General features: G+C 59.4%; 20 protein-coding genes. 8 read left to right on the forward strand and 12 right to left on the reverse strand.

Features of this window, described 5'->3' with window-relative positions; genetic code table 11:
* Positions 1 to 240: 240 nt before the first annotated feature.
* Together JFT86_RS19120 and JFT86_RS19125 are read left to right on the forward strand one after the other, a co-directional pair.
* Positions 241 to 2,262 (forward strand): YncE family protein, encoded by a 2,022-nt coding sequence (locus JFT86_RS19120; RefSeq protein ID WP_201237868.1) that lies wholly within the window; start codon positions 241 to 243, stop codon positions 2,260 to 2,262.
* Between the two features lie 318 nt (positions 2,263 to 2,580).
* Positions 2,581 to 3,168 carry a LysE family translocator gene (locus tag JFT86_RS19125; RefSeq protein WP_201237869.1) on the forward strand — a complete coding sequence of 196 codons (588 nt, stop codon included), beginning with the start codon at positions 2,581 to 2,583 and terminating at the stop codon, positions 3,166 to 3,168.
* A 154-nt stretch (positions 3,169 to 3,322) separates the two neighbouring features.
* Here JFT86_RS19125 and JFT86_RS19130 read toward each other — a convergent pair whose 3' ends face one another.
* From JFT86_RS19130 to JFT86_RS19165, 8 genes are all read right to left on the reverse strand, one after another.
* Entirely contained in the window at positions 3,323 to 3,631 is a 309-nt protein-coding gene (locus JFT86_RS19130; RefSeq protein WP_201232767.1) for an antibiotic biosynthesis monooxygenase, read from the reverse strand.
* Between the two features lie 21 nt (positions 3,632 to 3,652).
* The gene (locus JFT86_RS19135) at positions 3,653 to 4,636 is read right to left on the reverse strand and encodes a zinc-dependent alcohol dehydrogenase family protein (RefSeq protein WP_201237870.1); all 984 of its coding nucleotides are present in this window, start codon (positions 4,634 to 4,636) and stop codon (positions 3,653 to 3,655) included.
* A 61-nt stretch (positions 4,637 to 4,697) separates the two neighbouring features.
* Positions 4,698 to 5,000, reverse strand: coding sequence for a metalloregulator ArsR/SmtB family transcription factor (locus JFT86_RS19140; RefSeq protein ID WP_201232766.1), 303 nt, complete (start codon positions 4,998 to 5,000; stop codon positions 4,698 to 4,700).
* Between the two features lie 100 nt (positions 5,001 to 5,100).
* On the reverse strand, positions 5,101 to 5,934 hold the full coding sequence (locus JFT86_RS19145) for an AraC family transcriptional regulator (protein ID WP_201237871.1): 834 nt from the start codon (positions 5,932 to 5,934) through the stop codon (positions 5,101 to 5,103).
* 35 nt (positions 5,935 to 5,969) lie between these two features.
* Positions 5,970 to 6,473, reverse strand: a complete 504-nt coding sequence (locus JFT86_RS19150; RefSeq protein ID WP_201237873.1) for a VOC family protein — start codon at positions 6,471 to 6,473, stop codon at positions 5,970 to 5,972.
* A 94-nt stretch (positions 6,474 to 6,567) separates the two neighbouring features.
* Positions 6,568 to 9,009: a TonB-dependent receptor gene (locus tag JFT86_RS19155; protein WP_201237874.1), complete on the reverse strand. Its 2,442-nt coding sequence runs from the start codon at positions 9,007 to 9,009 to the stop codon at positions 6,568 to 6,570.
* 85 nt (positions 9,010 to 9,094) lie between these two features.
* Positions 9,095 to 10,057, reverse strand: coding sequence for a FecR domain-containing protein (locus tag JFT86_RS19160; protein ID WP_201237875.1), 963 nt, complete (start codon positions 10,055 to 10,057; stop codon positions 9,095 to 9,097).
* Between the two features lie 4 nt (positions 10,058 to 10,061).
* On the reverse strand, positions 10,062 to 10,586 hold the full coding sequence (locus tag JFT86_RS19165; protein WP_201237876.1) for a sigma-70 family RNA polymerase sigma factor: 525 nt from the start codon (positions 10,584 to 10,586) through the stop codon (positions 10,062 to 10,064).
* Positions 10,587 to 10,866: 280 nt separating this feature from the next.
* Here JFT86_RS19165 and JFT86_RS19170 point away from each other — a divergent pair, with 280 nt between their 5' ends.
* The gene (locus tag JFT86_RS19170) at positions 10,867 to 11,118 is read left to right on the forward strand and encodes a transmembrane sensor/regulator PpyR (RefSeq protein ID WP_201238618.1); all 252 of its coding nucleotides are present in this window, start codon (positions 10,867 to 10,869) and stop codon (positions 11,116 to 11,118) included.
* A gap of 118 nt (positions 11,119 to 11,236) precedes the next feature.
* On the opposite strand, the gene JFT86_RS19175 is transcribed toward JFT86_RS19170, so the two are convergent.
* A complete protein-coding gene (locus JFT86_RS19175) occupies positions 11,237 to 11,905 on the reverse strand; it encodes a class I SAM-dependent methyltransferase (RefSeq protein WP_201237877.1) in 669 nt (222 codons plus the stop codon).
* 188 nt (positions 11,906 to 12,093) lie between these two features.
* Here JFT86_RS19175 and JFT86_RS19180 point away from each other — a divergent pair, with 188 nt between their 5' ends.
* Positions 12,094 to 12,486: a GFA family protein gene (locus JFT86_RS19180; RefSeq protein WP_201237879.1), complete on the forward strand. Its 393-nt coding sequence runs from the start codon at positions 12,094 to 12,096 to the stop codon at positions 12,484 to 12,486.
* A gap of 181 nt (positions 12,487 to 12,667) precedes the next feature.
* Here the strand turns inward: JFT86_RS19180 and JFT86_RS19185 are convergent, their stop codons facing one another.
* Positions 12,668 to 13,498 (reverse strand): alpha/beta hydrolase, encoded by an 831-nt coding sequence (locus tag JFT86_RS19185; protein ID WP_201237880.1) that lies wholly within the window; start codon positions 13,496 to 13,498, stop codon positions 12,668 to 12,670.
* Between the two features lie 262 nt (positions 13,499 to 13,760).
* Here JFT86_RS19185 and JFT86_RS19190 point away from each other — a divergent pair, with 262 nt between their 5' ends.
* The 4 genes from JFT86_RS19190 (at position 13,761) to JFT86_RS19205 (ending at position 18,006) form a co-directional block, all read left to right on the forward strand.
* Positions 13,761 to 14,216: a (2Fe-2S)-binding protein gene (locus JFT86_RS19190; protein WP_007965305.1), complete on the forward strand. Its 456-nt coding sequence runs from the start codon at positions 13,761 to 13,763 to the stop codon at positions 14,214 to 14,216.
* Between the two features lie 15 nt (positions 14,217 to 14,231).
* A complete protein-coding gene (locus tag JFT86_RS19195; protein ID WP_201237881.1) occupies positions 14,232 to 16,394 on the forward strand; it encodes a xanthine dehydrogenase family protein molybdopterin-binding subunit in 2,163 nt (720 codons plus the stop codon).
* Position 16,395: 1 nt separating this feature from the next.
* Positions 16,396 to 16,974, forward strand: coding sequence for a hypothetical protein (locus JFT86_RS19200; RefSeq protein ID WP_201237882.1), 579 nt, complete (start codon positions 16,396 to 16,398; stop codon positions 16,972 to 16,974).
* A 63-nt stretch (positions 16,975 to 17,037) separates the two neighbouring features.
* Positions 17,038 to 18,006, forward strand: coding sequence for a sensor domain-containing diguanylate cyclase (locus tag JFT86_RS19205; protein WP_201237884.1), 969 nt, complete (start codon positions 17,038 to 17,040; stop codon positions 18,004 to 18,006).
* Between the two features lie 185 nt (positions 18,007 to 18,191).
* Here the strand turns inward: JFT86_RS19205 and fabI are convergent, their stop codons facing one another.
* Together fabI and JFT86_RS19215 are read right to left on the reverse strand one after the other, a co-directional pair.
* A complete protein-coding gene (gene fabI, locus JFT86_RS19210; protein WP_007910591.1) occupies positions 18,192 to 18,986 on the reverse strand; it encodes an enoyl-ACP reductase FabI in 795 nt (264 codons plus the stop codon).
* A gap of 19 nt (positions 18,987 to 19,005) precedes the next feature.
* Positions 19,006 to 20,616 carry an ABC transporter ATP-binding protein gene (locus JFT86_RS19215; protein ID WP_201237900.1) on the reverse strand — a complete coding sequence of 537 codons (1,611 nt, stop codon included), beginning with the start codon at positions 20,614 to 20,616 and terminating at the stop codon, positions 19,006 to 19,008.
* Between the last annotated feature and the right edge of the window lies 1 nt (position 20,617).

Consider the following 20,617-nt stretch of genomic DNA (forward strand, 5'->3'; position numbering starts at 1 on the left):
GGTTTGCTGACGAAGAGGGGGCACCTCCCAAAGTGGATTATCTGTGAAGGGGGAATTGGGTTTGCCCCCCAAACAGGTGGGGTGGCTGCAAGGGGAAATGACAAGATCGCTGCCTTTTTTGCCTCTGACCTTCCGTCAGAAAACACCGCCCACCTGTAATTTCTGACAGTAGTCAGTTCTTTCTCACCCCTGTGTAATGACGCATCTACCAATCAGGTTTTGCGTGCACGGGAGAATGATATGGATATTCAGTCAAAAGATTTAGCCGGTGCTTTTCAGCTGTTTCCGATGATCATTCCCGGATGGCGAGACTCTGTACTGCCGGCGGGTCTCGCCCATGGTGGCATCCCCCAGGCGATTTATCAGGCGCCTGACGGCCTGTTGATGGTCATTGATCCATTCTCGACGCTATCGTCTCCGATGGCTGCGTACGATTCAGTTGAGTTGTGGATCAACGGCAAACCGACGTCCGTAGTCAAAATCATCCAACCGGGAGAGGAAAGCCTGCGCATTGCGCTGCACTTGCCGCCTGGGTGGCTGGAGGATGGCATCAATCAGGCGTTTTACCGGGTGACACGCCCTGGAAGCAATTTCGAAGACTCCAGACCGGTCCTGGATTTGCTCTACCACAACCCGGCACCTGGCTATCCTGCGCCGGGTGGCATCACTGTTAGCCATCCAGCCAGTGTGGAACCGGCAGAAGCGGCAGCAGGGGTAGTGATCACCGCAACAGTCAGCTTCACACGACCCTATGACGAAGTCACTTTGACTGTCGGGACATGGAGGGGCACGTTCACTGTCACGGATGTGACCCAGTCGATCGCGTGGACACTGACAGCCGCCGATTTCCAGCAGATTGGCGACAACCCACTGACGCCCGTCAGTATCAGGGTGGTTGACCAATTGAGTAACCGTAATGCGTCGGTGACGACGTACATGAGCATCAACGCCAGCGAGTCTCAGGATACAGTGGCGTTTCTCAATGGTCCCTTTACCGTTGCTGGAGGAGGACAAGTGAGGGACATCCATCTGAGTCTGGCGAGGGCAGGGCAGCCCGTCTCGGGCGTCATTGCTGTGACACTGCCCGTCGGCACGGTATATGCCGACGGTGCAGAGGGGGCACGCGATTTCCCGACACGAGCGGACGGTACGCTGACAATCGAGGGTGTAAAAGGGGCGACTGTTTCCGGGGCGTATACCTTGACCGCTTCCAGCGGGAGGAGCACGGCAACCGAGATGTTGACCGTTACAGGGTACGGTCAATCAGACTGGATTTCCGTCGGGACGCAAATAAGAGATATCAACTTTAGTAGTGATGGACGGCACGTCTATGTTGCCCCGGTGAACGGCGACTCGATCGCGGTCATAGACACTGAAAAAAACATTGTCGAGCGCTACATTCCTGTCCAGGCGGGCGGCTGGGTTCACCATGTATTGAGCAAGAATGGTGGGCGGGCCTACGGTGGAAATGTGCCAGGAGACAGGCTGGAAATACTCGATATCGAGCGGTCATCCATCATCGCAACTTTTCCAGTGGGGCGGGCGCCCTTCAATGTGGCCTTGAGCCGCGATGAAACGATGGCGTTCGTCAGCAACCTGCATGCTGCCTCAGTTGACGTCATTGATCTTCAAAGTTTGCGAATCATTAAAAGGATTTCGGGTGTTGCGTACCCTTATCAATGTGTGGCGCATCCCGACGGTAAGTTTATGTACCTTTGTGCTACGGGTTCCAACTCCATCGCGGTTATCGATGTGCAAACTCTGGCGGTGGTCAGATCAATTCAGTTGAAAGCCCCCCCACTCAATCTTGCTATAACCCCGGATGGAAACAATATTTTCGTCAATATCAATGTCACTGGAAGTACCGATGAAATTTTGAAGCTCAATGCTTATACCGGGGCGGTGATTGCGGTAATACCCTTCAACGATTTGGCTCGCGCGGTAAGAGTTAATCATGCCGGTACGCAAGCCTTCTGCTGCCACCCTCATACGGATACCGTTTCTGTAATCGATGTGGCATCGGGCACCCTGGATCGAAGAGTCAGAACAGGTCGATATCCGCTCAGCATTGCAGTGAGTCCAGACGATTCGCTTGGTTATGTCTCCTGTCATCTCGATGGCACGGTTCGCCTTATTCCTCTGCAATCAACAGGGTTGATAAGCCGCGCAGGTGAGCAGGAGCCAGAGAGTTTTGAGCCTAAACCCTGGACGCCGGCGGAGGGGGACGATCCGTTTTTGGGCGGTAATCCTTCCTGGCTTTAAATCGGCCAGTGGGGTACTTGATTCGGGCCGATAGCCACAAGGCCCCAATATGCTCGTGTGCCACCGATAGATCTTGTTTGAACGCTCGTTGAGCATTCGTCTGATCGGTAGAGGCGACGTCTAATGCCCTACTGGCTGAGTAGCCTGGAGTTGTGCTCGCTGATTTGGTCAGCGGCGCATACAAGCTTGAAACTCGCCTTACTCGCGGGTGCATGAGACGGGGTAAGGCGTAATTTTCGAGGGCGATTTTCTTCAATACTGTGGATGAGGTGCTGGTTAGGGTGAGCACCTTGTTCCTCGTTTTGAAGAAGGTGTGCAATGAGTGTGATTGTTTCGATGGCGGCGTTTGCCCTGGCCGCGTCCATCACCCCCGGGCCGGTCAACATTGTGGCGCTGAGTTCCGGAGCGCAGTTCGGCTTTCGTGCCAGTCAGCGGCATGTCGCCGGGGCGACGCTGGGGTTTGTGTTGCTGTTGGTGCTGATGGGACTGGGATTGCATGAAGTGCTGAAACTATGGCCCTTCATGACGCGGGTGGTGCAACTGGCAGGGGTGGCATTTCTGCTGTTCATGGCCTGGAAACTCGCCAGCGATGACGGGCAACTGAACACCGGCGATTCGGCACGGGCGCCTTCGATGCTCTACGGCGCCGTGATGCAATGGCTCAACCCCAAAGCCTGGCTGGCCTGCGTGGCCGGGATGGGCGCATTTGTCGCCGATGGCGAGGCGCGGCTGGTATGGCAGTTTGCGGCGGTGTATCTGGTGATCTGCTACGTGTCGGTGGGTTGCTGGGTGTATGCCGGGACGTTCTTGCGCGGGTATCTGGGGAATCCCGCAGGGATGCGCTTGTTCAATCGGAGCATGGCGATGTTGTTGGCGTTGAGCGCAATCTACCTGTTGTTCAATTGACCTTGTGGGAGTGAGCCTGCTCGTGAAAGCGTTGATTCAGTCGGTACAGCCAATGACTGACATACAGCATTCGCGAGCAGGCTCGCTCCCACAGGGAATGTTTTTCTCAGCTCAGGATTCAGTCGCGATCGCTACCGGGCGTTGCCGCCGCAAGTTAGTTGAACGGCTGCTGAAAAGCGCCACCCTCAATGTGATAGACCTTCGGTTCGTCCGAAAAATAGTTCTCCAGGCCCAGCATGAAGACGCGATGATCTTCACTCGCTTCGAAGCCCGGCGTGTGATCCTCGAGCGATTGCCAGCGCACGATCAGATTGAACACCTCGGGCGACTCGATCCCCTGCGCGAGCAAGTGGCCGCCGTAACCCTTGGCGCGGCTGAGCAAGGGTTCTACCTTGGCAAATGCCTTCCGGAAAGCTTCAGTTTGCCCTTTGTGAACGGGTAGCAGTGCGATCTCGTAAATCATGGTGTTGTCCTCGAAGTGAGTTCAGCGATCGGCGAGCCGGGATGACGGCGCAACAGCAATCGCGATTTTCCCTTGAATCCCATTGTTGGGCGTTTCCAGCCGGGCATGGGCAAGCCCGATGTCGGCCAGCGAATACACTGCACCCACGTGGGGCCGTAATTGACCGCGGTCGATCAAAGCGCTGAGCTCATCGAGCTTGCCGCGGTTCTGCCGGGTGAATACGAAGTGATAGCTGGCATTTTTGCCCCAGGCTTGAATCAGATTCTGTGGCTGGGCAAGGTCCACGATGGAAACGACACGCCCCAGTTGGGCGAGCGCGTCGGGGCTGCGCGACAAGGTGTTGCCGCCGATGGTGTCGAACACCACGTCGACGCCGCGACCCTCGGTTTCCCGCAGAATCGCGTCAACGTAATCCTCCTTTTCGTAGTCGATCAGCACATCGGCGCCCATCTGCCGCGCGAACTCGGCATTGGCTTCACGCACGGTGGTGAAGACCTTCGCGCCGATGGCTTTTGCCAACTGGATCGCGACATGACCGACGCCGCCCGCACCGCCGTGCACCAGAATGCTTTCCCCGACCCTGAGTGCCGCCCGCACGACGAGCGCTTCCCACGCCGTTCCGCCAACCAGACTCAGGCTTGCCGCTTCAAGGTGGCTCAGCGTTGCAGGTTTTTTCCCGACAATACTTTCGGCCGCAACGTGGTATTCGGCGTAGCTGCCAGCCCCATCAAATATTTGCGGGGTGTACCAGACTTCGTCGCCCGGCGCGAAAGCCTTCACCCCGGGTCCGACGGCTTCAACGACGCCGGAGACGTCGTGACCGGTGATGGCGGGGAGGGGCACCAGGTCGGCATAGTCGCCACGACGCACCTGATAATCCAGCGGATTGATGGAGGTGGCGTGAACCCGGACCAGCACTTCCCCCGCTTGGGGAACGGGCGTGGGTACGTCGCAAAGTTTGAACGATTCCGCGCCGCCAAATGATGTAAGGACCATCGCTTTCATTGCATTTCCTCGTTTCGGTAAAAAGGGATATCGGGAATTCTCGATATCATGGGGCAAAAAATTACAGCTCGCTGCCGATGATCTCGGCCAGCGCACTGATCGCTGCTTCGTTGCGTTTGTAGTAAGTCCACTGTCCGATGCGCTTGACCTCTACCAGACCGGCGCGTTGCAGCGTCGCCAGATAATCAGACACCGTCGACTGCGAGAGCCCGACGCCTTCCTGAATACTGCTGACGCAAACGCCCACCGTGTGCACGTCACCTTCATCCTGAGGAGGAAAGTGCTTCTCGGGATCCTTCAAGCCTTTGAGGATCTCAAGGCGTGTACGGTTCGAGAGGGCTTTGAAGATTTCGAGTAATTCCATGCCGCGAAGATATCGAAATTTACCGATATGTCAATATTTCAATTTTGGGGTCATCAACCCATGAGGCTGTCATCTGACGCTGTGGGTTTCAGATGAAGTGTCAGCCGCGATACTGGCCCGGCGTTGCCGCCAGATGCTGTTTGAACGCTCGCTGAAAATGCGCCTGATCGGCAAATCCCGCTTCCAGCGCGACATCGGCGATCAACTGACCACTGCGCAAACGCCCACGGGCGAACTGGATGCGCTGGTTCACCAGAAACGCGTGCGGGGTCATGCCGTAATGCTGTTTGAACGCACGAATCAGGTACGACGGTGACAGCTGCGCCGCCAGACAAATGTCATCCAGGCTCAACAGATCCGTGCAATGTTCGCGGATGTAATCGGCGGCGCGTTCAAGCTTGAAATTCGGCTCGCGCAACGGATGCTCTGCCGGGTTCAGGCGCAATTGCAGATCGCTGAAAAACTCCACTGCCGCGCTTTGTTTGCGCAAGACATCCTGTTGCTCATCGACCAATACGTCGTAAAGCGCGATCAGGTCGCGAAACAATCCTGGGTCCTGCAGATGCGTGTCGGAAAACCGGCGAAACTCAAGCTCGACACTGAAGCCCAGTTGATGCTGCAAATCCGTCAGCCATGGCGTCTCGACGTACAGCATCAGGTACGACCACGGCTGATCGTTGATCGGATTGCACGCATGCACATCGCCCGGATTCATCAGCACCACGGTGCCCGCGGCGACTTCGAACTGCGATTGCTCGTGCACGTAGGTGCTGCGCCCGGCGGTGATCGCGCCAATCGAAAAATGCGCATGGGAATGCCGGGCGTAACACACCTCGCGACCATCGGCGATCGCCCGCGCCTCGATGAAGGGCAGGGCGTCGTCGCGCCAGAAGCGCGGGGCTTTTTCAGGGTTTTTCGCGGCAGCGTGTTTCATCAACGTCATTCCCGGCAGGCCAGCACCCGAGTGTATTAGCTCTGGCCGGCAAAGGCCCGCTCCAGTTCGGCGATATCGAGCTTTTTCATCTGGAACATGGCCTGCATCGCGCGCTGGGATTTACTGGTGTCCGGGTCCTGCATCATCTGCATGAACGCCACCGGCACGATCTGCCACGACACGCCGAACTTGTCCTTGAGCCAGCCGCATTGCTGCGCTTCGACGGGACCACCCTCGGACAGATTGCCCCAGAAGTGGTCAACCTCTTCCTGATTCCGGCAATTGACCTGAAACGAAATCGCCTCGCTGAATTTGAACATCGGCCCGCCATTGAGCCCGGTGAAGGTCTGGCCGTCGAGTTCGAAACTGACGGTCATCACCGCACCTTCCGGCTTGCCGTGAAATTCCTGGCCGACCTTGCTGTAGTGAGTCAGGCCGGTGATTTTCGAGTGGTCGAAGATCGCGCAGTAGAACTTCGCGGCGGCTTCGGCCTGATCGTCGAACCACAGGCACGGTGTGAGTTTTTGAAAGCGTTGCATGACAGTCATCCTCGGCAGGTTAGACACGCAGGATTAACAGCGTAGTCAGTCCTTGGTCGACTGGCGGTGCCGTAGATCGACAAAGTGGCGTGGGTCAGAAATCCCAGCGCGTGGTCAGTTGCAGGCTGCGCGGTTCGCCGTAGAACCCGGTGCCGAAGTTGCCGAGGCCGGTGTAGTAGGTTTTGTCGAACAGGTTCTTGATGTTGAGCGTGGTACTCAGGTGGTCGTTGAAGCGATAGCGGGCCATCGCGTCGACCAGGTAGTAACTGTCCTGAGTGATGCGCACGTTTTCGCCAGCGTCGGGCTGGAACACGTTGCCGAAGAATTCGCTCTGCCAACTGACGCCGCCGCCCAGCGTCAAGTTCTGCCAGGCACCGGGCAGTCGATAGCTGCTGAATAGCCGGACCAATTGCCCCGGCGCGGTGGTTTGCAGGATTGAGGCGTACACCGGGTTGCCGTGCGCATCGCGGGTGTGGTTGTAGGCGTAGCCGGCAGAGAGATTCCAGCCGTCGGCGTATTCGCCGGCCAGTTCGAATTCGAAGCCCTTGGTGGTCGCGCCTTGCACGGCACGGTAAACGGCCTCGTTGTCGAAGCCGCTGACCTGTTCGGCGACGTTGTCTTGCTCGATGCGAAACACGGCGAAACTGGCATTGAGTCGACCGTCGAAGTATTCGGCCTTGATGCCGGCTTCGTAGCTGTTGCCTTGCACCGGGTCGAGTACCTGGCGCGAGGCGTCTTTGCTGAGCTGCGGTTGATAGATGCGCGTGTAACTGGTGTACAGCGAGTACGTGTCATCGAGGTCATAGACCATGCCCGCGTAGGGCGTGAACACGCCGGTCTGGCGGTAGCCGTCGCGGACATCCGCTGTGGCCTGATCGCGGTAGTCGAGGTGGTCGCTGGCGGTGAAATCACTGATCCGCCCACCGAGGATCAGTGCCAGATCGTCGGTAGCCTTCAGGCGCGTCGAAAAGTACGCGCCGGTCTGGCGCTGGACGATGGCGTCCGTGCCGATCTGCGGGATGTCGGGTTTGGGATACTCGCCACGCCAGTCGAAAATACTGCCGTTCAGCGGCGGGTAGACCGAGCCGTAGACCGGGTTGTCCTGCCGGGTGTTCATCGACATGAAACCGACGAGCAACTGATGCTCGCGACCGAACAGGCTGAACGGCCCGCCGAGGTTGATATCGACGTTGTCCTGCACCTCATCGCCCTTGAACTTGCCCATGTACAGAAACATGCCGTCGCCGGTTGCCGGGTCGGGATTACCGCCGCTGGCCGAGCCGAGGAGGGTGTCGTGCTCGCGGTGTTTGCGGTCGTAGCTGAGTTTCAGCGTCCAGTCGTTTTGCAGCTGGCGGGTGAGGGCGGCGAACAGTGTTTGATTGGTGAAATCGCGGCGGCTCCAGTCGGTGGCCGGGTTGAACGAACGGGAGAAATTCGTCCTTGAGCCATCGCTGAAAAACATCGGGAAACCGGTCCAGCTCGCACCGCGCGAGCGGGTGTTCTGCTGATCAAAACCGAGGGTCAGCAGCGTCTCCGGAGTCAGGTCGGCTTCGACGATGCCATAGGCGATGTCTTTGGTGTTTTGATAGTGGTCGGCGTGCGCGCTGCGTTCCTGATGGACGCCGACAAAGCGTGCGCGCACGTTGCCGCTGGCAGTCAACGGGCCGGCAATATCGGCTTCGCTGCGAACGTTGTCCCAAGAGCCGACGCTGCCAATGAGCGCTGCCTTGAACGCTGGTGTCGGGCGTTTACGGATCAGATTGACCGTGGCTGACGGATCGCCCGAGCCGGTCATCAGGCCGGTGGCGCCCTTGATGATTTCGACGCGGTCGAAGGTCGCCATGTCGGTGCTGGTGGTGCCGTAATCGTAGACCCCGTCGTAGTCGGTATTGACGCCGTCGTACTGGAAATTGCTGATCGGCGCGCCCCGGCTGGAAAACTCCCAGCGCTCACTGTCGTAGTTCTGCACGCTGATGCCGGGCGTGCGGCGCAGGACGTCGGCAATCGCGGTGGCACCCTGGTCGTCGAGTAGCTGGCGGGTGATCACCGTGACCGATTGCGGGGTTTCGCGCAGGGACAGCGGCAGGCCGGTGGCCGATGACGATTGGCCGGTGGTGTAGGCGTGGCTGTCTTCGGTGATGGCGCCGAGCGGTTTGCCGGAAATCGTCGTGGCGTCCAGTTGCAAGGGGCTTGTGGCATCGCTGATACGCAGGACAAAACCGCCGCCGTTCTGCTGCTGCGCTTGCAACCCGCTGCCATTGAGGAGGATTTGCAGGGCTTGGCGGATGCTGTAATCGCCATTCAGGCCGGGACTGCGCTTGTCGGCGGCGAGGTCGTTATGGCCGGCGAGGAACACGCCGCTCTGTTCGGCAAAACGGTTGAGCACCGTGACCAGTGGGCCGGCAGCGATGGAATAGTGATGCCTTGGCGCTTGATCGACCGTGGGCGCCGCCAGCGCAATCGACACGTATGTCCCCGGCATGGCACATGCCAAAGCCAGGGCGAAACGGCGGCGGGCGAGGGTGGCGCGCAACATGAATTTCCCGGGGCGATCAACGAAAGAAGGGCTGCTGAGGATTAACCGAACGAACCGGCGAAAAGGGAACCGTGCGCCGAAAAAATCACACGCTCGGCCCGACGCTGACCCACCAGTTGAAGGTTTTATCGATGCGGATCGGCAGCGCCGCTTCCAGCAGCCGCAAGGCTTGATCGGTGTCCTTGAGCGGGAACGAGCCCATCACCGGCAGACTTGCCACGGCCGGATCGCAATGCAGATGTCCCGGGCGATAACGGCTCAACTCTTCAATCAGCTCGCCCAGCGGCAGGTTGTCCGCCAGCAACAGGCCCTGACGCCAGGCCTCGCGGGACGGGCTGGCCGGCGCTGTTTTGCCCAGACGCCCGATGCTGAAGGCCAGTTGTTCGCCGGCCTGCACCACTTGGCTTTCGCCTTGCTGGTTACGCACTTCGACCGCGCCTTGATAGACATTGAGCAAGGTATTGCGCTCGTTCTGGCGCACGCTGAACCGCGTGCCCAGTGCGCGCATCCGGCCGTGCTCGGTATCGACCAGAAAGGCGCGACCAAGCTCCTTGGCGGTGTCGATCAGCACTTCACCGGCATGCAATTGCAGTAGGCGTTGCGTGGCGTCAAAACGCACATTTACGGCGCTCAGGGCGTTGAGCCAGATGCGGCTGCCGTCGCTCAGGGTGGCCTCGCGGGTTTCTCCGGTGCCGGTCGACAGGTCCGCGCTGAGGCGTTCGACCAGCGGCGTACTGCGCCACGCGGCCCAACCGGTCAGCCCGGTGGCCGCCAGAATCAACAGCCCTTTGAGCGACTGTCGACGGCTGATCGAGGTGCGTGTGCTGTTGCGCAGGGTGTGGCTGACGGCGTGGACTTCGTTATCGCCCTGCAACGGCGCAAAGCGCTGGCCGACGCGTTCGACATAACGCCAGGCTGCCTGATGCTCAGGGCTTTGCGCCAGCCACGCCTGCCAGCCCAGGCGTTCGTGCTCGGCGACGTGATCATCACGCAATTGCACGTACCAGTGCGCGGCCTGTTCAAGACTGGCGTGGCTGAGTTTGTTCATCGGGCTATTCAATCAGCAAACCATCGAGTTCGGCTTCGAGAATCGCGCAATGCATCATTGCCTGAGCCAGGTATTTCTTGATCATCCGTTCGCTGACGCCGAGCTGATTGGCGATCAGCTTGTAGGGCATGTCATGCAATTGCGCGAGGATGAAGGCGTCGCTGACCCGCTGCGGCAGGCGCTGCAACATGGCGTCCACTTCGTGCAGGGTTTCGACGATGATCGCCTGTTGCTCCGGCGACGGCTGCAAGTCCGCTGGGCGGCTGGCGAGGGTTTCCAGCCAGGTCTGTTCCAGTTGCCGACGTCGCCAGTGATCGACGCACAGGCCCCGGGCAATGGTCGCCAGATAGGAGCGTTCGTGGACTTCGCCATTGAAGGTTTGCGGGCGCTTGAGCACGCGGATGAAGGTGTCGTGCGCCAGATCCGCAGCATCCATCGCGTTGCTCAGACGTCGACGCAATAGCTCGTGCAACCAGCGGTGATGGCTGAGATAGAGATTCTGCACGAGAGAGGCGTCGGCGACCGTCATCAGAGCAAGCGTCCAGAGCGACCGTTGCGGGTCTAAATAAGAATGGGTCGCGATTAAAGCAAAAGGACGGATAGTGTGCAAATGATATTGGTTTGCTTTTGGGCGGTTGGGATATCGGGTGTTGAGGTTTGTAGTCTTATTGACAATCATGCGAGTCAAAATGACTTTTGTTGATCTGGGTCAAATTGACTCTTTGATTCGCAAGTGTCTGATTTTACGGGGTTGGAAATCTGGCATGAGAATTGAAATGGCATATGTACCCACTCAGGAGTACCACGCCATGTTCACCTTCTTCGAAAGTCCGCTGAACGTTCTGCACCTGTCGAGCAAAGTGCTCGTCGCCGGCCTGGTCATGCTGCTGGCCGGTATCTACGGCGCGTATCTCTACAACGGTCAGATGCCAATTGCGCTGCTGGTGGCGATGCATTCGCTGACCATCCTCGGCCCGACCCTGATCAAGATCGGCTACGTCATGCGCCTGCTCGCGCAGTACCGCATCCATGACACGCAGATGATCCCGCAGACCGCGTAATTCCTGTAGGAGTGAGCCTGCTCGCGATGGCGTCAGCACGGTCGACATTTTTATTGCCTGACACACCGCTTTCGCGAGCAGGCTCACTCCTACAATGGATGGTGAAAATTCTGGAAGCTCAGCGGCGTTCAGCGATCATCAGCAACGACTGCGGCACCGGACTTTGCGGGTGCTGTGGCTCTTGTAAGCCAACCAATTGATAGCCAGCCATATCGAGCGCATTCAGCCAGCTCGACAAAGTGCGGAAGTACCACGGCATCGGCTGCCACTGGCCCTTGAATCCAGCGAAGTTTTCCTCGCGCCAAGCATCCTGATAATCACCCGCCGCAACAGCCCACGGATGCAGCGTCTGAATCACCAGCGCACCACTGGGCACCAGCAGTGCATTCATCGCAGCAAGCAACGGGATGATGTCCTGATGCAGCAACGAGAAATTAGCGCAGATCAGGTCGTAGTCGCGGCCGATGTCGATCTTCGCCTCGACCAACGCCTCATAACTGGCGACATACGCCGTCGAGGTCCCGCCTGCCCGCGCCGCTGCCACCAGCGTCGCATCACCATCCACGCCTTTCGCGTCGATGCCCCGATCCGCCAGCGCCCGCAACAACCAGCCTTCGCCACAACCAAGGTCAAGCACGCGCGCGGGTTGCCGGCCCATGATTGCCAACAGAATCGCCTGATCGGTGACCTGCTGACGGCTTTCAATCGCGCCGCTGCGGATCACTTCGATCCAGGCGTGGGCGTTGTCGTGCCAGCTCTGCAAAAGGGTGGATTCGGGGGAGGGCATGTCGTGGTCCGCTGCGCTGTGCAAAAAATCAGTATGGACGTCGAATTGAAGATCGCCATGCAGGGTGTACCGGCCCTGCTACAACGCAAGACGCCTCGGTCAGTTCCTTCTCCCTCTGGGAGAGGGTTAGGGTGAGGGTTCTTGATCTGAATGATCAGTGATCTGCAGTGCTATAGAGGAGTAGCGACATGGCTCAATTCACCGGCGGTTGCCTGTGCGGCGACGTGCGTTTCGAAGTCTCAGGCCAGCCCTATCGCGTCGGGATATGCCACTGTCTCGACTGTCGTAAACGCCACGGCGCGTTATTCGGTACCTCGGCAATATTTCCTGAGGAGGCGCTGAAGGTCACTGGCGAAACCCGCGACTACAACGGGCGTTATTTCTGCCCGCGCTGCGGTTCACCGGTGTTCACGCGCTCGGCGGATGAAGTCGAAGTGAACGTAGGTTCTCTCGAAGAGCCAAATCAGTTCAAACCCACCTACGAACTCTGGACCATACGCCGCGAGGCTTGGTTGCCGGCGCTTCCTCTGGCTCACCACTATGAGCGTGATCGTGAAAGCACAGGGCGTAGCGAGGGTTAGAGGGACTCAGGCCAGTTGCAGTCTGCCTTGGTGGGGGGGTCACAATGGGTGGATTAACACAAAATCCTGTAGGAGCGAGCCTGCTCGCGATGGCGTCGGCACAGCCTGAGTCTTTGGTGACAGACACACCGCTATCGCGAGCAGGCTCACTCCTACAGGGGGATGCATGGCTACCGGGATGTCAGCCGCGAATAAAGGCCAGCAAGTCAGCGTTGATTGTTTCAGCCTCCGTCGTCGGCATCCCGTGCGGAAACCCCGGGTACGATTTCAACGTGCCATTTGGCAGCAGTTTCGCCGACAAAGGCCCCGAGTTCGCATACGGCACAATCTGGTCGTCCTCGCCATGCATCACCAGCACCGGCACGGTGACCTTCTTCAAATCCTCGGTGAAATCCGTTTGCGAGAACGCCACGATCCCGTCGTAATGCGCTTTCGCCCCGCCGATCATGCCCTGACGCCACCAGTTGGCAATGATCCCTTCCGAAGGCTTGGCCCCAGGCCGGTTGTAGCCATAAAAAGGCCCGGTCGGAATATCCCGGTAAAACTGCGAACGATTCGCCGCCAACTGCGCCTGAAAATCATCGAACACCGATTTAGGCAAACCACCCGGATTGCTCTCGGTCTTGACCATCAGCGGTGGCACGGCGCTGATCAGTACGCCTTTGGCAACGTTGTCCTGACCATGCCGGGCGATGTAATGGATGACTTCGCCGCCACCGGTGGAGTGTCCGACATGCACCACGTTTTTCACGCCAAGATGTTTGACCACCGCCAAGGCATCATCGGCGTAGTGATCCATGTCATGCCCGTCCCAGACCTGACTCGAGCGCCCATGCCCACGGCGATCATGGGCAATCACCCGAAAGCCCTGCGCCAGAAAGAACAGCATCTGCGCGTCCCAGTCGTCGGAGCTCAGCGGCCAGCCGTGGTGAAAATGAATCACCGGGGCGTCTTTCGGTCCCCAGTCTTTGTAAAAGATGTCGACGCCGTCTTGGGTGGTGACAAATCCCATGTTCGCTACTCCAGACCAATGTGATGGATACCCGCACGGTAAGCGCGGACCGGTTTCGCTGGTGATGAGTGTTGTGCGCAGGCTCAGTGCGAGCCGTTATCAACTGTAGGATTAAAGTCAGCCTGTGCATGACCGGTGGTCGCAACGTCTGGCCTGTCGCGCAAATTACGCTTAGCTGAAAGGGATAAGCCGAGGCGCGCGCAGGCTCTCGTGGCCGCAGTGACGCCCCTTCAGAACACCGTGAGTCTGAGGAAATCCCCCGATGCTGACCTTGAATATCAATGGCAAGGATCAGGAGCTCGATGTCCCCGCGGACATGCCGTTGCTCTGGGTCCTGCGCGATGTCGCGCACCTGACCGGTACCAAATTCGGTTGTGGCATGGCCCAGTGCGGCGCCTGCACCGTGCATGTCGACGGGGCGCCGCTGCGCGCCTGTATCACCCCGGCCACCGCCGTCGCCCATGGGCAGAAAATCCTCACCATCGAAGGCTTGTCGACGGACGGCTCGCACCCGGTGCAACAAGCCTGGGCCGAACTCGACGTGGTGCAGTGCGGTTACTGCCAGTCCGGGCAGATCATGTCGGCCGCCGCGTTGTTGGCGAAAATCCCCAAACCCACTGACAGCGATATCGATCAGGCGCTCTCCGGCAATATCTGCCGCTGTGGCACTTATCCAAGAATTCGCGCAGCGGTGAAACGTGCGGCCGAAATTGGCTGATGGGGGAGATAGACGATGAACAGTCCTGTATCGCGTCGGGGTTTTCTCAAGGGCAGTGCTGTGTTGGGCGGCGGTCTGGTGGTGGCGTTTGTCGTGCCCGGCGCTCATCGGTTTGCCTTTGCCGCAGAGAATGAAGGCAAGGTGTTTGCGCCGAATGCGTTTTTGCGCATCGCCGCAGACAATAGCGTCACCGTGCTGCTCGGCCATTCGGAAATGGGGCAGGGCATCTGGACCGGCCTGACCATGCTGATCGCCGAAGAGCTGGACGCCGACTGGTCGACAATCCGCGTTGAACATTCCCCCGCGTCGGCGGCCGATTACGGCATGCCCGGTTTTGGCGGTATGCAGATTACCGGTGGCTCGACGTCGACCTGGATGGAGTTCGACCGCTATCGACTGGCGGGTGCGACGGCGCGACAGATGCTGGTGGAAGCAGCGGCCAAGCGTTTTGACGTGGCGCCTTCGACTATTCGCACCGAATCGGGCGTGGTGATTGCCGGCGAAAAACGGGCGACCTACGGCGAACTGGCGGACGCCGCCGGGCAACTGCCGGTGCCGGATCCGAAATCCATTACGTTCAAGGAAGCCAAGGACTGGAACGTCATCGGCAAACCGACCAAGCGCCTCGACACCCCGGAGAAAATCACCGGCCGCGCCAAGTTCGGCATGGACGTGCAATTCGACGGTTTGATGACGGCCATGGTCGCCCGCGCGCCCGTGTTCGGGGCGACGGTCAAATCCTTCGAAGGCGCTGAAGCGCTGGCGGTGCCAGGGGTGCACAAAGTGCTGCAGGTGCCGACCGGCGTGGCGGTGATTGCCGATCACTACTGGGCCGCGAAACTCGGCCGCGATGCGCTGAAAATCGATTGGGACCTGGGGCCGAATGCGGATCTGAGCAGTGAAAAACTGCTGGAAAGCTTTCGCAAGTTAGCCACCACGCAAGGTACATCGGCCAGTCAGGCCGGTGATGCCAAGGGCAGTTTCAGCAAAGCCGCGAAGAAAATAGACGTCGAGTACAGCGTGCCGTTTCTGGCGCATGCACCGATGGAGCCGCTCAATTGCACGGTGAAAATCAGCGCCGAGAAGTGTGAGATCTGGACGGGGACGCAATTTCAGACGCTGGATCAGATGGTCGCCGGCAAGATCACCGGGCTCAAACCGGAGCAGGTGGAAATTCACACCGAGTTCCTCGGCGGCGGTTTTGGTCGGCGCGCCAACCCGACATCGGACTTCGTCGCCGAAGCCGTGCAAGTGGCGAAAGCGGCGGACCTGCCGGTGAAAACCGTGTGGTCCCGCGAGGACGATATTCGCGGCGGTTATTACCGCTCGATGTTCCTGCATCAGGCGCGCATCGGCCTGGGTGCCGACGGCATGCCGCTGAGTTGGCAGCATGTGCTGGTCGGCCAGTCGATCATGACCGGCACGCTGATGGAAGCGACCATGGTCAAGAACGGTATCGACCCGACGTCGGTTGAGGGCGTTGCCGATAGCCCGTATATCAAAGGTATGGCGAACCATCAGGTCGACCTGCATTCACCACAGACCGGGATCAATGTGTTGTGGCTGCGCTCGGTGGGCCACAGCCACACCGCGTTTGTGATGGAGTCGCTGATCGATGAAATGGCCACGGCGGCGGGCAAGGACCCGGTCGAATACCGACGCACGTTGCTCAAGGAGCATCCGCGACATTTGGGTGTACTGAATCTGGCGGTGGAAAAGGCCAACTGGAAAGCGCCGTTGCCGGACGGGCACGCCCTCGGTGTGGCGGTGCATGAATCATTCGGCAGTTATGTCGCGCAGGTCGCGGAGGTCTCGCAGGACAATCTGGCGATCCGTGTGCATCGTGTGGTGTGCGCCGTGGATTGCGGGATCGCGGTCAATCCACAGAGCATCGCCGCGCAGATGGAATCGTGCATCACCTTCGGCCTCGGCATGGCGCTGCACAACAAACTTACGCTCAAGGACGGCATGGTCAAGCAGTCCAACTATCACGATTATCAGGTGCTGCGGCTCAACGAGATGCCCGTTGTCGAGGTGCACATCGTCCCCAGCAGCGACAAACCCGGCGGCATCGGCGAGGCCGGCGTGCCGCCGACGGCTCCAGCGGTGGCCAACGCGGTGTTTGCCCTGACCGGGCAACGCCTGCGTGAATTGCCGCTGCAATTGTCGGGGGTGTGAGATGAAACGACATCAGCTGTTGGGTGCGGTGGTTTTGCTGGGGCTGGGCAGCTATGCCTCGGACTTGTTCGCCGATGATCAGGAAGCCTTGAAGGCTTTCGGCACGATTCAAAAAGTCTTCCAGAGCCCGCGTTGCCAGAACTGCCACATCCCCGGGGATTCGCCGCTGCAGTTTGACGCGGGCATCCCTCACGCGATGAACGTGGTGCGCGGCATGGATGGCAAGGGCGCCGCCGGTTTGCCTTGTGCGACTTGTCACGCCGAAAGCAATCCACCCGCCAGTTATGGCCCTCACGCGCCACCGGGGGCGCCGCACTGGAGCCTGCCGCCCGCCGCGCACAAAATGGCCTGGATCGGCCTGCCGCCGGACAAGCTCTGCGCGATGATCAAGGACCGTTCGAGCAATGGCGATCGCGATTTTGCCGCGCTGCTCAAGCACGTCAACGAGGACAAATTGGTGCTCTGGGGCTGGAACCCCGGGGCAGGGCGTGCGCCCGTACCGGTGCCTCACGATATTTTTGTCGGGCAATTCAAACTCTGGGCCGATGCCGGTGGGCCGTGCCCGGTGGCTGGCGGTTGAGAATATGAAGCATCGCCAAATCGGGTCTACGCTAAAGCTCATTGCTGACAATGGAGTGTGCGAATGCTGGTGCCAGGAAAACCCGCCAATGAAGCGGCGCGAATTCAAGTGCTGCATGGCCTTGATCTACTCGATTCAGCGCCTGAAGAGCGCTTCGACCGACTGACGCGTCTGGCCAGGCGCCTGTTCAATGTGCCGATCGCATTGGTGACGCTGGTCGACAAGGATCGACAGTGGTTCAAGTCCTGTGTCGGGCTGGACGCCAGCGAAACCCCGCGAGACGTGTCCTTCTGTGGGCACGCGATTCTCAATGACGACGTGCTGCTGGTGCGCGATGCCCGCGAGGACGAGCGCTTTCATGACAACCCGTTGGTGACGGGCGCACCGAACATTCGCTTCTACGCCGGTTATCCGCTGACCGTGCCCAATGGCAACAAGATGGGCACCTTGTGCCTGATCGACACCAAACCCCGAGACCTCGATGAAGAGGAACGTGCGCTGCTGCGCGATCTGGCGCAGATGGCCGAGCAGGAACTGACGGCCGTGCAAATGGCGAGCATGGACGAGCTGACGCTGCTGTCCAACCGTCGCGGCTTCAAGCAACTGGCCCAGCACGCGCTGGACACCTGTGCACGGCTGGAGAAACCGGCGACTCTGCTATTTTTTGACTTGAATGATTTCAAGCAGATCAACGACCTCTACGGCCATGCCGAGGGCGACAGCGCGCTGAAAACCTTCGCCGACGTGCTGCGCATCGCCTTTCGCGAGAGCGATGTGGTCGGACGCCTGGGCGGTGATGAGTTTGTTGCGCTGCTGACCGGCTCCAGCCATATCGAAACCAACGCGATCATGGCGCGGCTCAAGGAAATCCTCGAAGAGCGCAACGCCACGCTGCATCGCGGGTATGCGATTCGCTTCAGCGTCGGCCAGATCGAGTACGACGCCAAACGCCACGAAAGCGTCGACCGCTTGCTGGCGGATGCGGATGGCGCGATGTACGCCCATAAGCAGGCCCTGAAACGCTGTGAGTGATGCCGCAGATCCCCTGTAGGAGTGAGCCTGCTCGCGATGGCGTCTGCCCGTTCAACTTTCATTGACTGACCCACTGCTATCGCGAGCAGGCTCACTCCTACAGGGGGATTTGGGTCGTGGCGGGAATTGTGGGCGCATAAAAAAACCCGCCTGAAGAGGCGGGTTTTTTATTGGCTAAGCGAAGATCACTCTTCGATGTTGCCCATCGCGGTGGTGTTGAAGCCGCCGTCGACGTACATGATTTCACCGCTGATGCCCGACGCCAGGTCGGAGCACAGGAAGGCGCCGGCGTTGCCGACTTCGTCGATGGTGACGTTGCGACGCAGCGGAGTTTGCGCTTCGTTGGCGGCCAGCATTTTGCGGAAGTTCTTGATGCCCGAGGCTGCCAGGGTACGGATCGGGCCAGCCGATACGCAGTTGACGCGGGTGCCGTCCGGGCCCAGAGAGCCCGCCAGGTAACGTACGCCAGCTTCCAGCGAAGCCTTGGCCATGCCCATCACGTTGTAGTTAGGCATGGTGCGCTCGGCGCCCAGGTACGACAGGGTCAGCAGGCTGCCGTTGCGGCCTTTCATCATTTCGCGGCCAGCCTTGGCCAGAGCCACGAAGCTGTAGGCGCTGATGTCGTGAGCGATGCGGAAACCGTCACGGGTGGTGGCTTCGGTGAAGTCGCCGTCCAGTTGGTCGCCCGGAGCGAAACCAACGGAGTGGACGATGCAGTCCAGGCCGTCCCACTTCTTGCTCAGTGCTTCGAAGACCTTGGCGATTTCTTCATCGCTGGCCACGTCGCACGGGAAGCACAGCTCAGGGCTCGAACCCCAGCCTTGGGCGAATTCTTCAACACGACCTTTCAGTTTGTCGTTCTGATAAGTGAAGGCAAGCTCAGCGCCCTCGCGATGCATGGCGGCAGCGATGCCGGATGCGATGGACAGCTTGCTGGCGACACCGACGATCAGTACGCGCTTACCGGCGAGAAAACCCATGTGTTGCTCCTCTTTCAGGTTATTGCGCAGTGGCTGGTGCCAAAAAAGCGGCTTCCAGCAACTGCTGTGTATACGGATGTTTAGGGGCGGCAAAGATTTCTTGCGCGTCTCCCTGTTCGACCACTTGGCCATGCTTGACCACCATCAACTGGTGGCTCAGCGCTTTGACGACAGCCAGGTCATGGCTGATGAACAAATACGTCAGGTTGTACTTGGCTTGCAGTGAACGCAACAGCTCCACCACTTGCCGCTGCACCGTCCGGTCGAGCGCCGACGTCGGCTCGTCCAGCAGGATCAGCGCCGGTTTCAGCACCAAGGCCCGGGCAATGGCGATTCGCTGCCGTTGCCCACCGGAAAATTCGTGGGGGTAGCGGTGCCGGGTTTCCGGATCCAGACCTACCTCCTTCAATGCCGCAATAATCGCCGCTTCCTGTTCGGCCGCGGTGCCCATCTTGTGAATCCGCAGGCCTTCGCCAACGATATCGCTGACGCACATGCGCGGGCTCAGGCTGCCAAACGGGTCCTGAAACACCACCTGCATCTCCCGACGCAACGGGCGAACCTCGTTCTGCGTCAGGCAGTCTAGCTGCTTGCCTTCAAAACGGACCGCGCCTTTGCTGCCGATCAGCCGCAAAATCGCCAGACCCAGCGTGGATTTACCGGAACCGCTTTCTCCCACAATCCCCAGAGTCTGACCCTGAGGCAGGCTGAAATTGATGCCGTCCACTGCCTTGACGTGATCCACCGTACGCTTGAGCAGGCCTTTCTTGATCGGGAACCAGACTTTGAGGTTCTCGACTTCGAGCAACGGCGCCCCGATTTTATTGGTCGCCGGGCCTCCGCTGGGCTCCGCGCCGAGCAATTCCCGAGTGTACGGATGCTGCGGCGAACGGAACAGCTCTGCGCACGATGCTTGTTCGACGATGCAACCGCGCTGCATGACACATACGCGATGCGCAATTCTTCGCACCAGGTTCAAATCGTGACTGATCAGTAACAGCGACATGCCCAATCTGGCCTGCAATTCCTTGAGCAAATCGAGGATTTTCAGCTGAACGGTCACGTCCAGAGCGGTGGTTGGCTCGTCGGCAATCAACAGTTCCGGCTCGTTGGCCAGGGCCATGGCGATCATCACCCGCTGGCGTTGGCCGCCGGACAATTCGTGGGGCAGGGCCTTGAGGCGCTTGTGCGGCTCGGGGATGCCGACCATCTCCAGCAACTCCAGCGTGCGCTTGGTCGCGACTTTGCCGGTCAGGCCCTTGTGGATGCCGAGGACTTCGTTGATCTGCTTTTCGATCGAGTGCAGCGGATTGAGCGAGGTCATCGGCTCCTGAAAGATCATCGCGATGCGGTTGCCGCGAATATGGCGGAGGGTCTTTTCGCTCAGGCCCAGCAGGTTTTGCCCGGAATAGTTGATGCTACCGGCCGGATGCCGGGCCATCGGGTAGGGCAGCAGGCGCAGGATCGAGTGCGCCGTCACTGATTTGCCCGAGCCGGATTCGCCGACCAACGCCAGGGTTTCGCCACGCTTGATGTCGAAACTCACGCTTTCCACGACCCGGTGCACGCGCTCGCCGAAACCGAATTCGACGGCGAGGTCGCGTACTTCGATCAGATTGTCCTGATTCATT

The sequence above is a fragment of the Pseudomonas sp. TH06 genome (assembly GCF_016651305.1).
In the GTDB taxonomy this organism is placed as follows: Bacteria; Pseudomonadota; Gammaproteobacteria; order Pseudomonadales; family Pseudomonadaceae; genus Aquipseudomonas.

Coding starts and splice junctions, on each gene's coding strand:
- JFT86_RS19165 (WP_201237876.1), bottom strand. CDS start 10,586: ATGACGGTCGCCGACGCCTCTCTCGTGCAGAATCTCTATCTCAGCCAT.
- JFT86_RS19205 (WP_201237884.1), top strand. CDS start 17,038: ATGCTGGTGCCAGGAAAACCCGCCAATGAAGCGGCGCGAATTCAAGTG.
- JFT86_RS19135 (WP_201237870.1), bottom strand. CDS start 4,636: ATGAAAGCGATGGTCCTTACATCATTTGGCGGCGCGGAATCGTTCAAA.
- JFT86_RS19180 (WP_201237879.1), top strand. CDS start 12,094: ATGGCTCAATTCACCGGCGGTTGCCTGTGCGGCGACGTGCGTTTCGAA.
- JFT86_RS19185 (WP_201237880.1), bottom strand. CDS start 13,498: ATGGGATTTGTCACCACCCAAGACGGCGTCGACATCTTTTACAAAGAC.
- JFT86_RS19155 (WP_201237874.1), bottom strand. CDS start 9,009: ATGTTGCGCGCCACCCTCGCCCGCCGCCGTTTCGCCCTGGCTTTGGCA.
- JFT86_RS19140 (WP_201232766.1), bottom strand. CDS start 5,000: ATGGAATTACTCGAAATCTTCAAAGCCCTCTCGAACCGTACACGCCTT.
- JFT86_RS19160 (WP_201237875.1), bottom strand. CDS start 10,057: ATGAACAAACTCAGCCACGCCAGTCTTGAACAGGCCGCGCACTGGTAC.
- JFT86_RS19130 (WP_201232767.1), bottom strand. CDS start 3,631: ATGATTTACGAGATCGCACTGCTACCCGTTCACAAAGGGCAAACTGAA.
- JFT86_RS19215 (WP_201237900.1), bottom strand. CDS start 20,616: ATGAATCAGGACAATCTGATCGAAGTACGCGACCTCGCCGTCGAATTC.
- JFT86_RS19195 (WP_201237881.1), top strand. CDS start 14,232: ATGAACAGTCCTGTATCGCGTCGGGGTTTTCTCAAGGGCAGTGCTGTG.
- JFT86_RS19200 (WP_201237882.1), top strand. CDS start 16,396: ATGAAACGACATCAGCTGTTGGGTGCGGTGGTTTTGCTGGGGCTGGGC.
- JFT86_RS19150 (WP_201237873.1), bottom strand. CDS start 6,473: ATGCAACGCTTTCAAAAACTCACACCGTGCCTGTGGTTCGACGATCAG.
- JFT86_RS19145 (WP_201237871.1), bottom strand. CDS start 5,934: ATGAAACACGCTGCCGCGAAAAACCCTGAAAAAGCCCCGCGCTTCTGG.
- JFT86_RS19125 (WP_201237869.1), top strand. CDS start 2,581: ATGAGTGTGATTGTTTCGATGGCGGCGTTTGCCCTGGCCGCGTCCATC.
- JFT86_RS19190 (WP_007965305.1), top strand. CDS start 13,761: ATGCTGACCTTGAATATCAATGGCAAGGATCAGGAGCTCGATGTCCCC.
- fabI (WP_007910591.1), bottom strand. CDS start 18,986: ATGGGTTTTCTCGCCGGTAAGCGCGTACTGATCGTCGGTGTCGCCAGC.
- JFT86_RS19170 (WP_201238618.1), top strand. CDS start 10,867: ATGTTCACCTTCTTCGAAAGTCCGCTGAACGTTCTGCACCTGTCGAGC.
- JFT86_RS19120 (WP_201237868.1), top strand. CDS start 241: ATGGATATTCAGTCAAAAGATTTAGCCGGTGCTTTTCAGCTGTTTCCG.
- JFT86_RS19175 (WP_201237877.1), bottom strand. CDS start 11,905: ATGCCCTCCCCCGAATCCACCCTTTTGCAGAGCTGGCACGACAACGCC.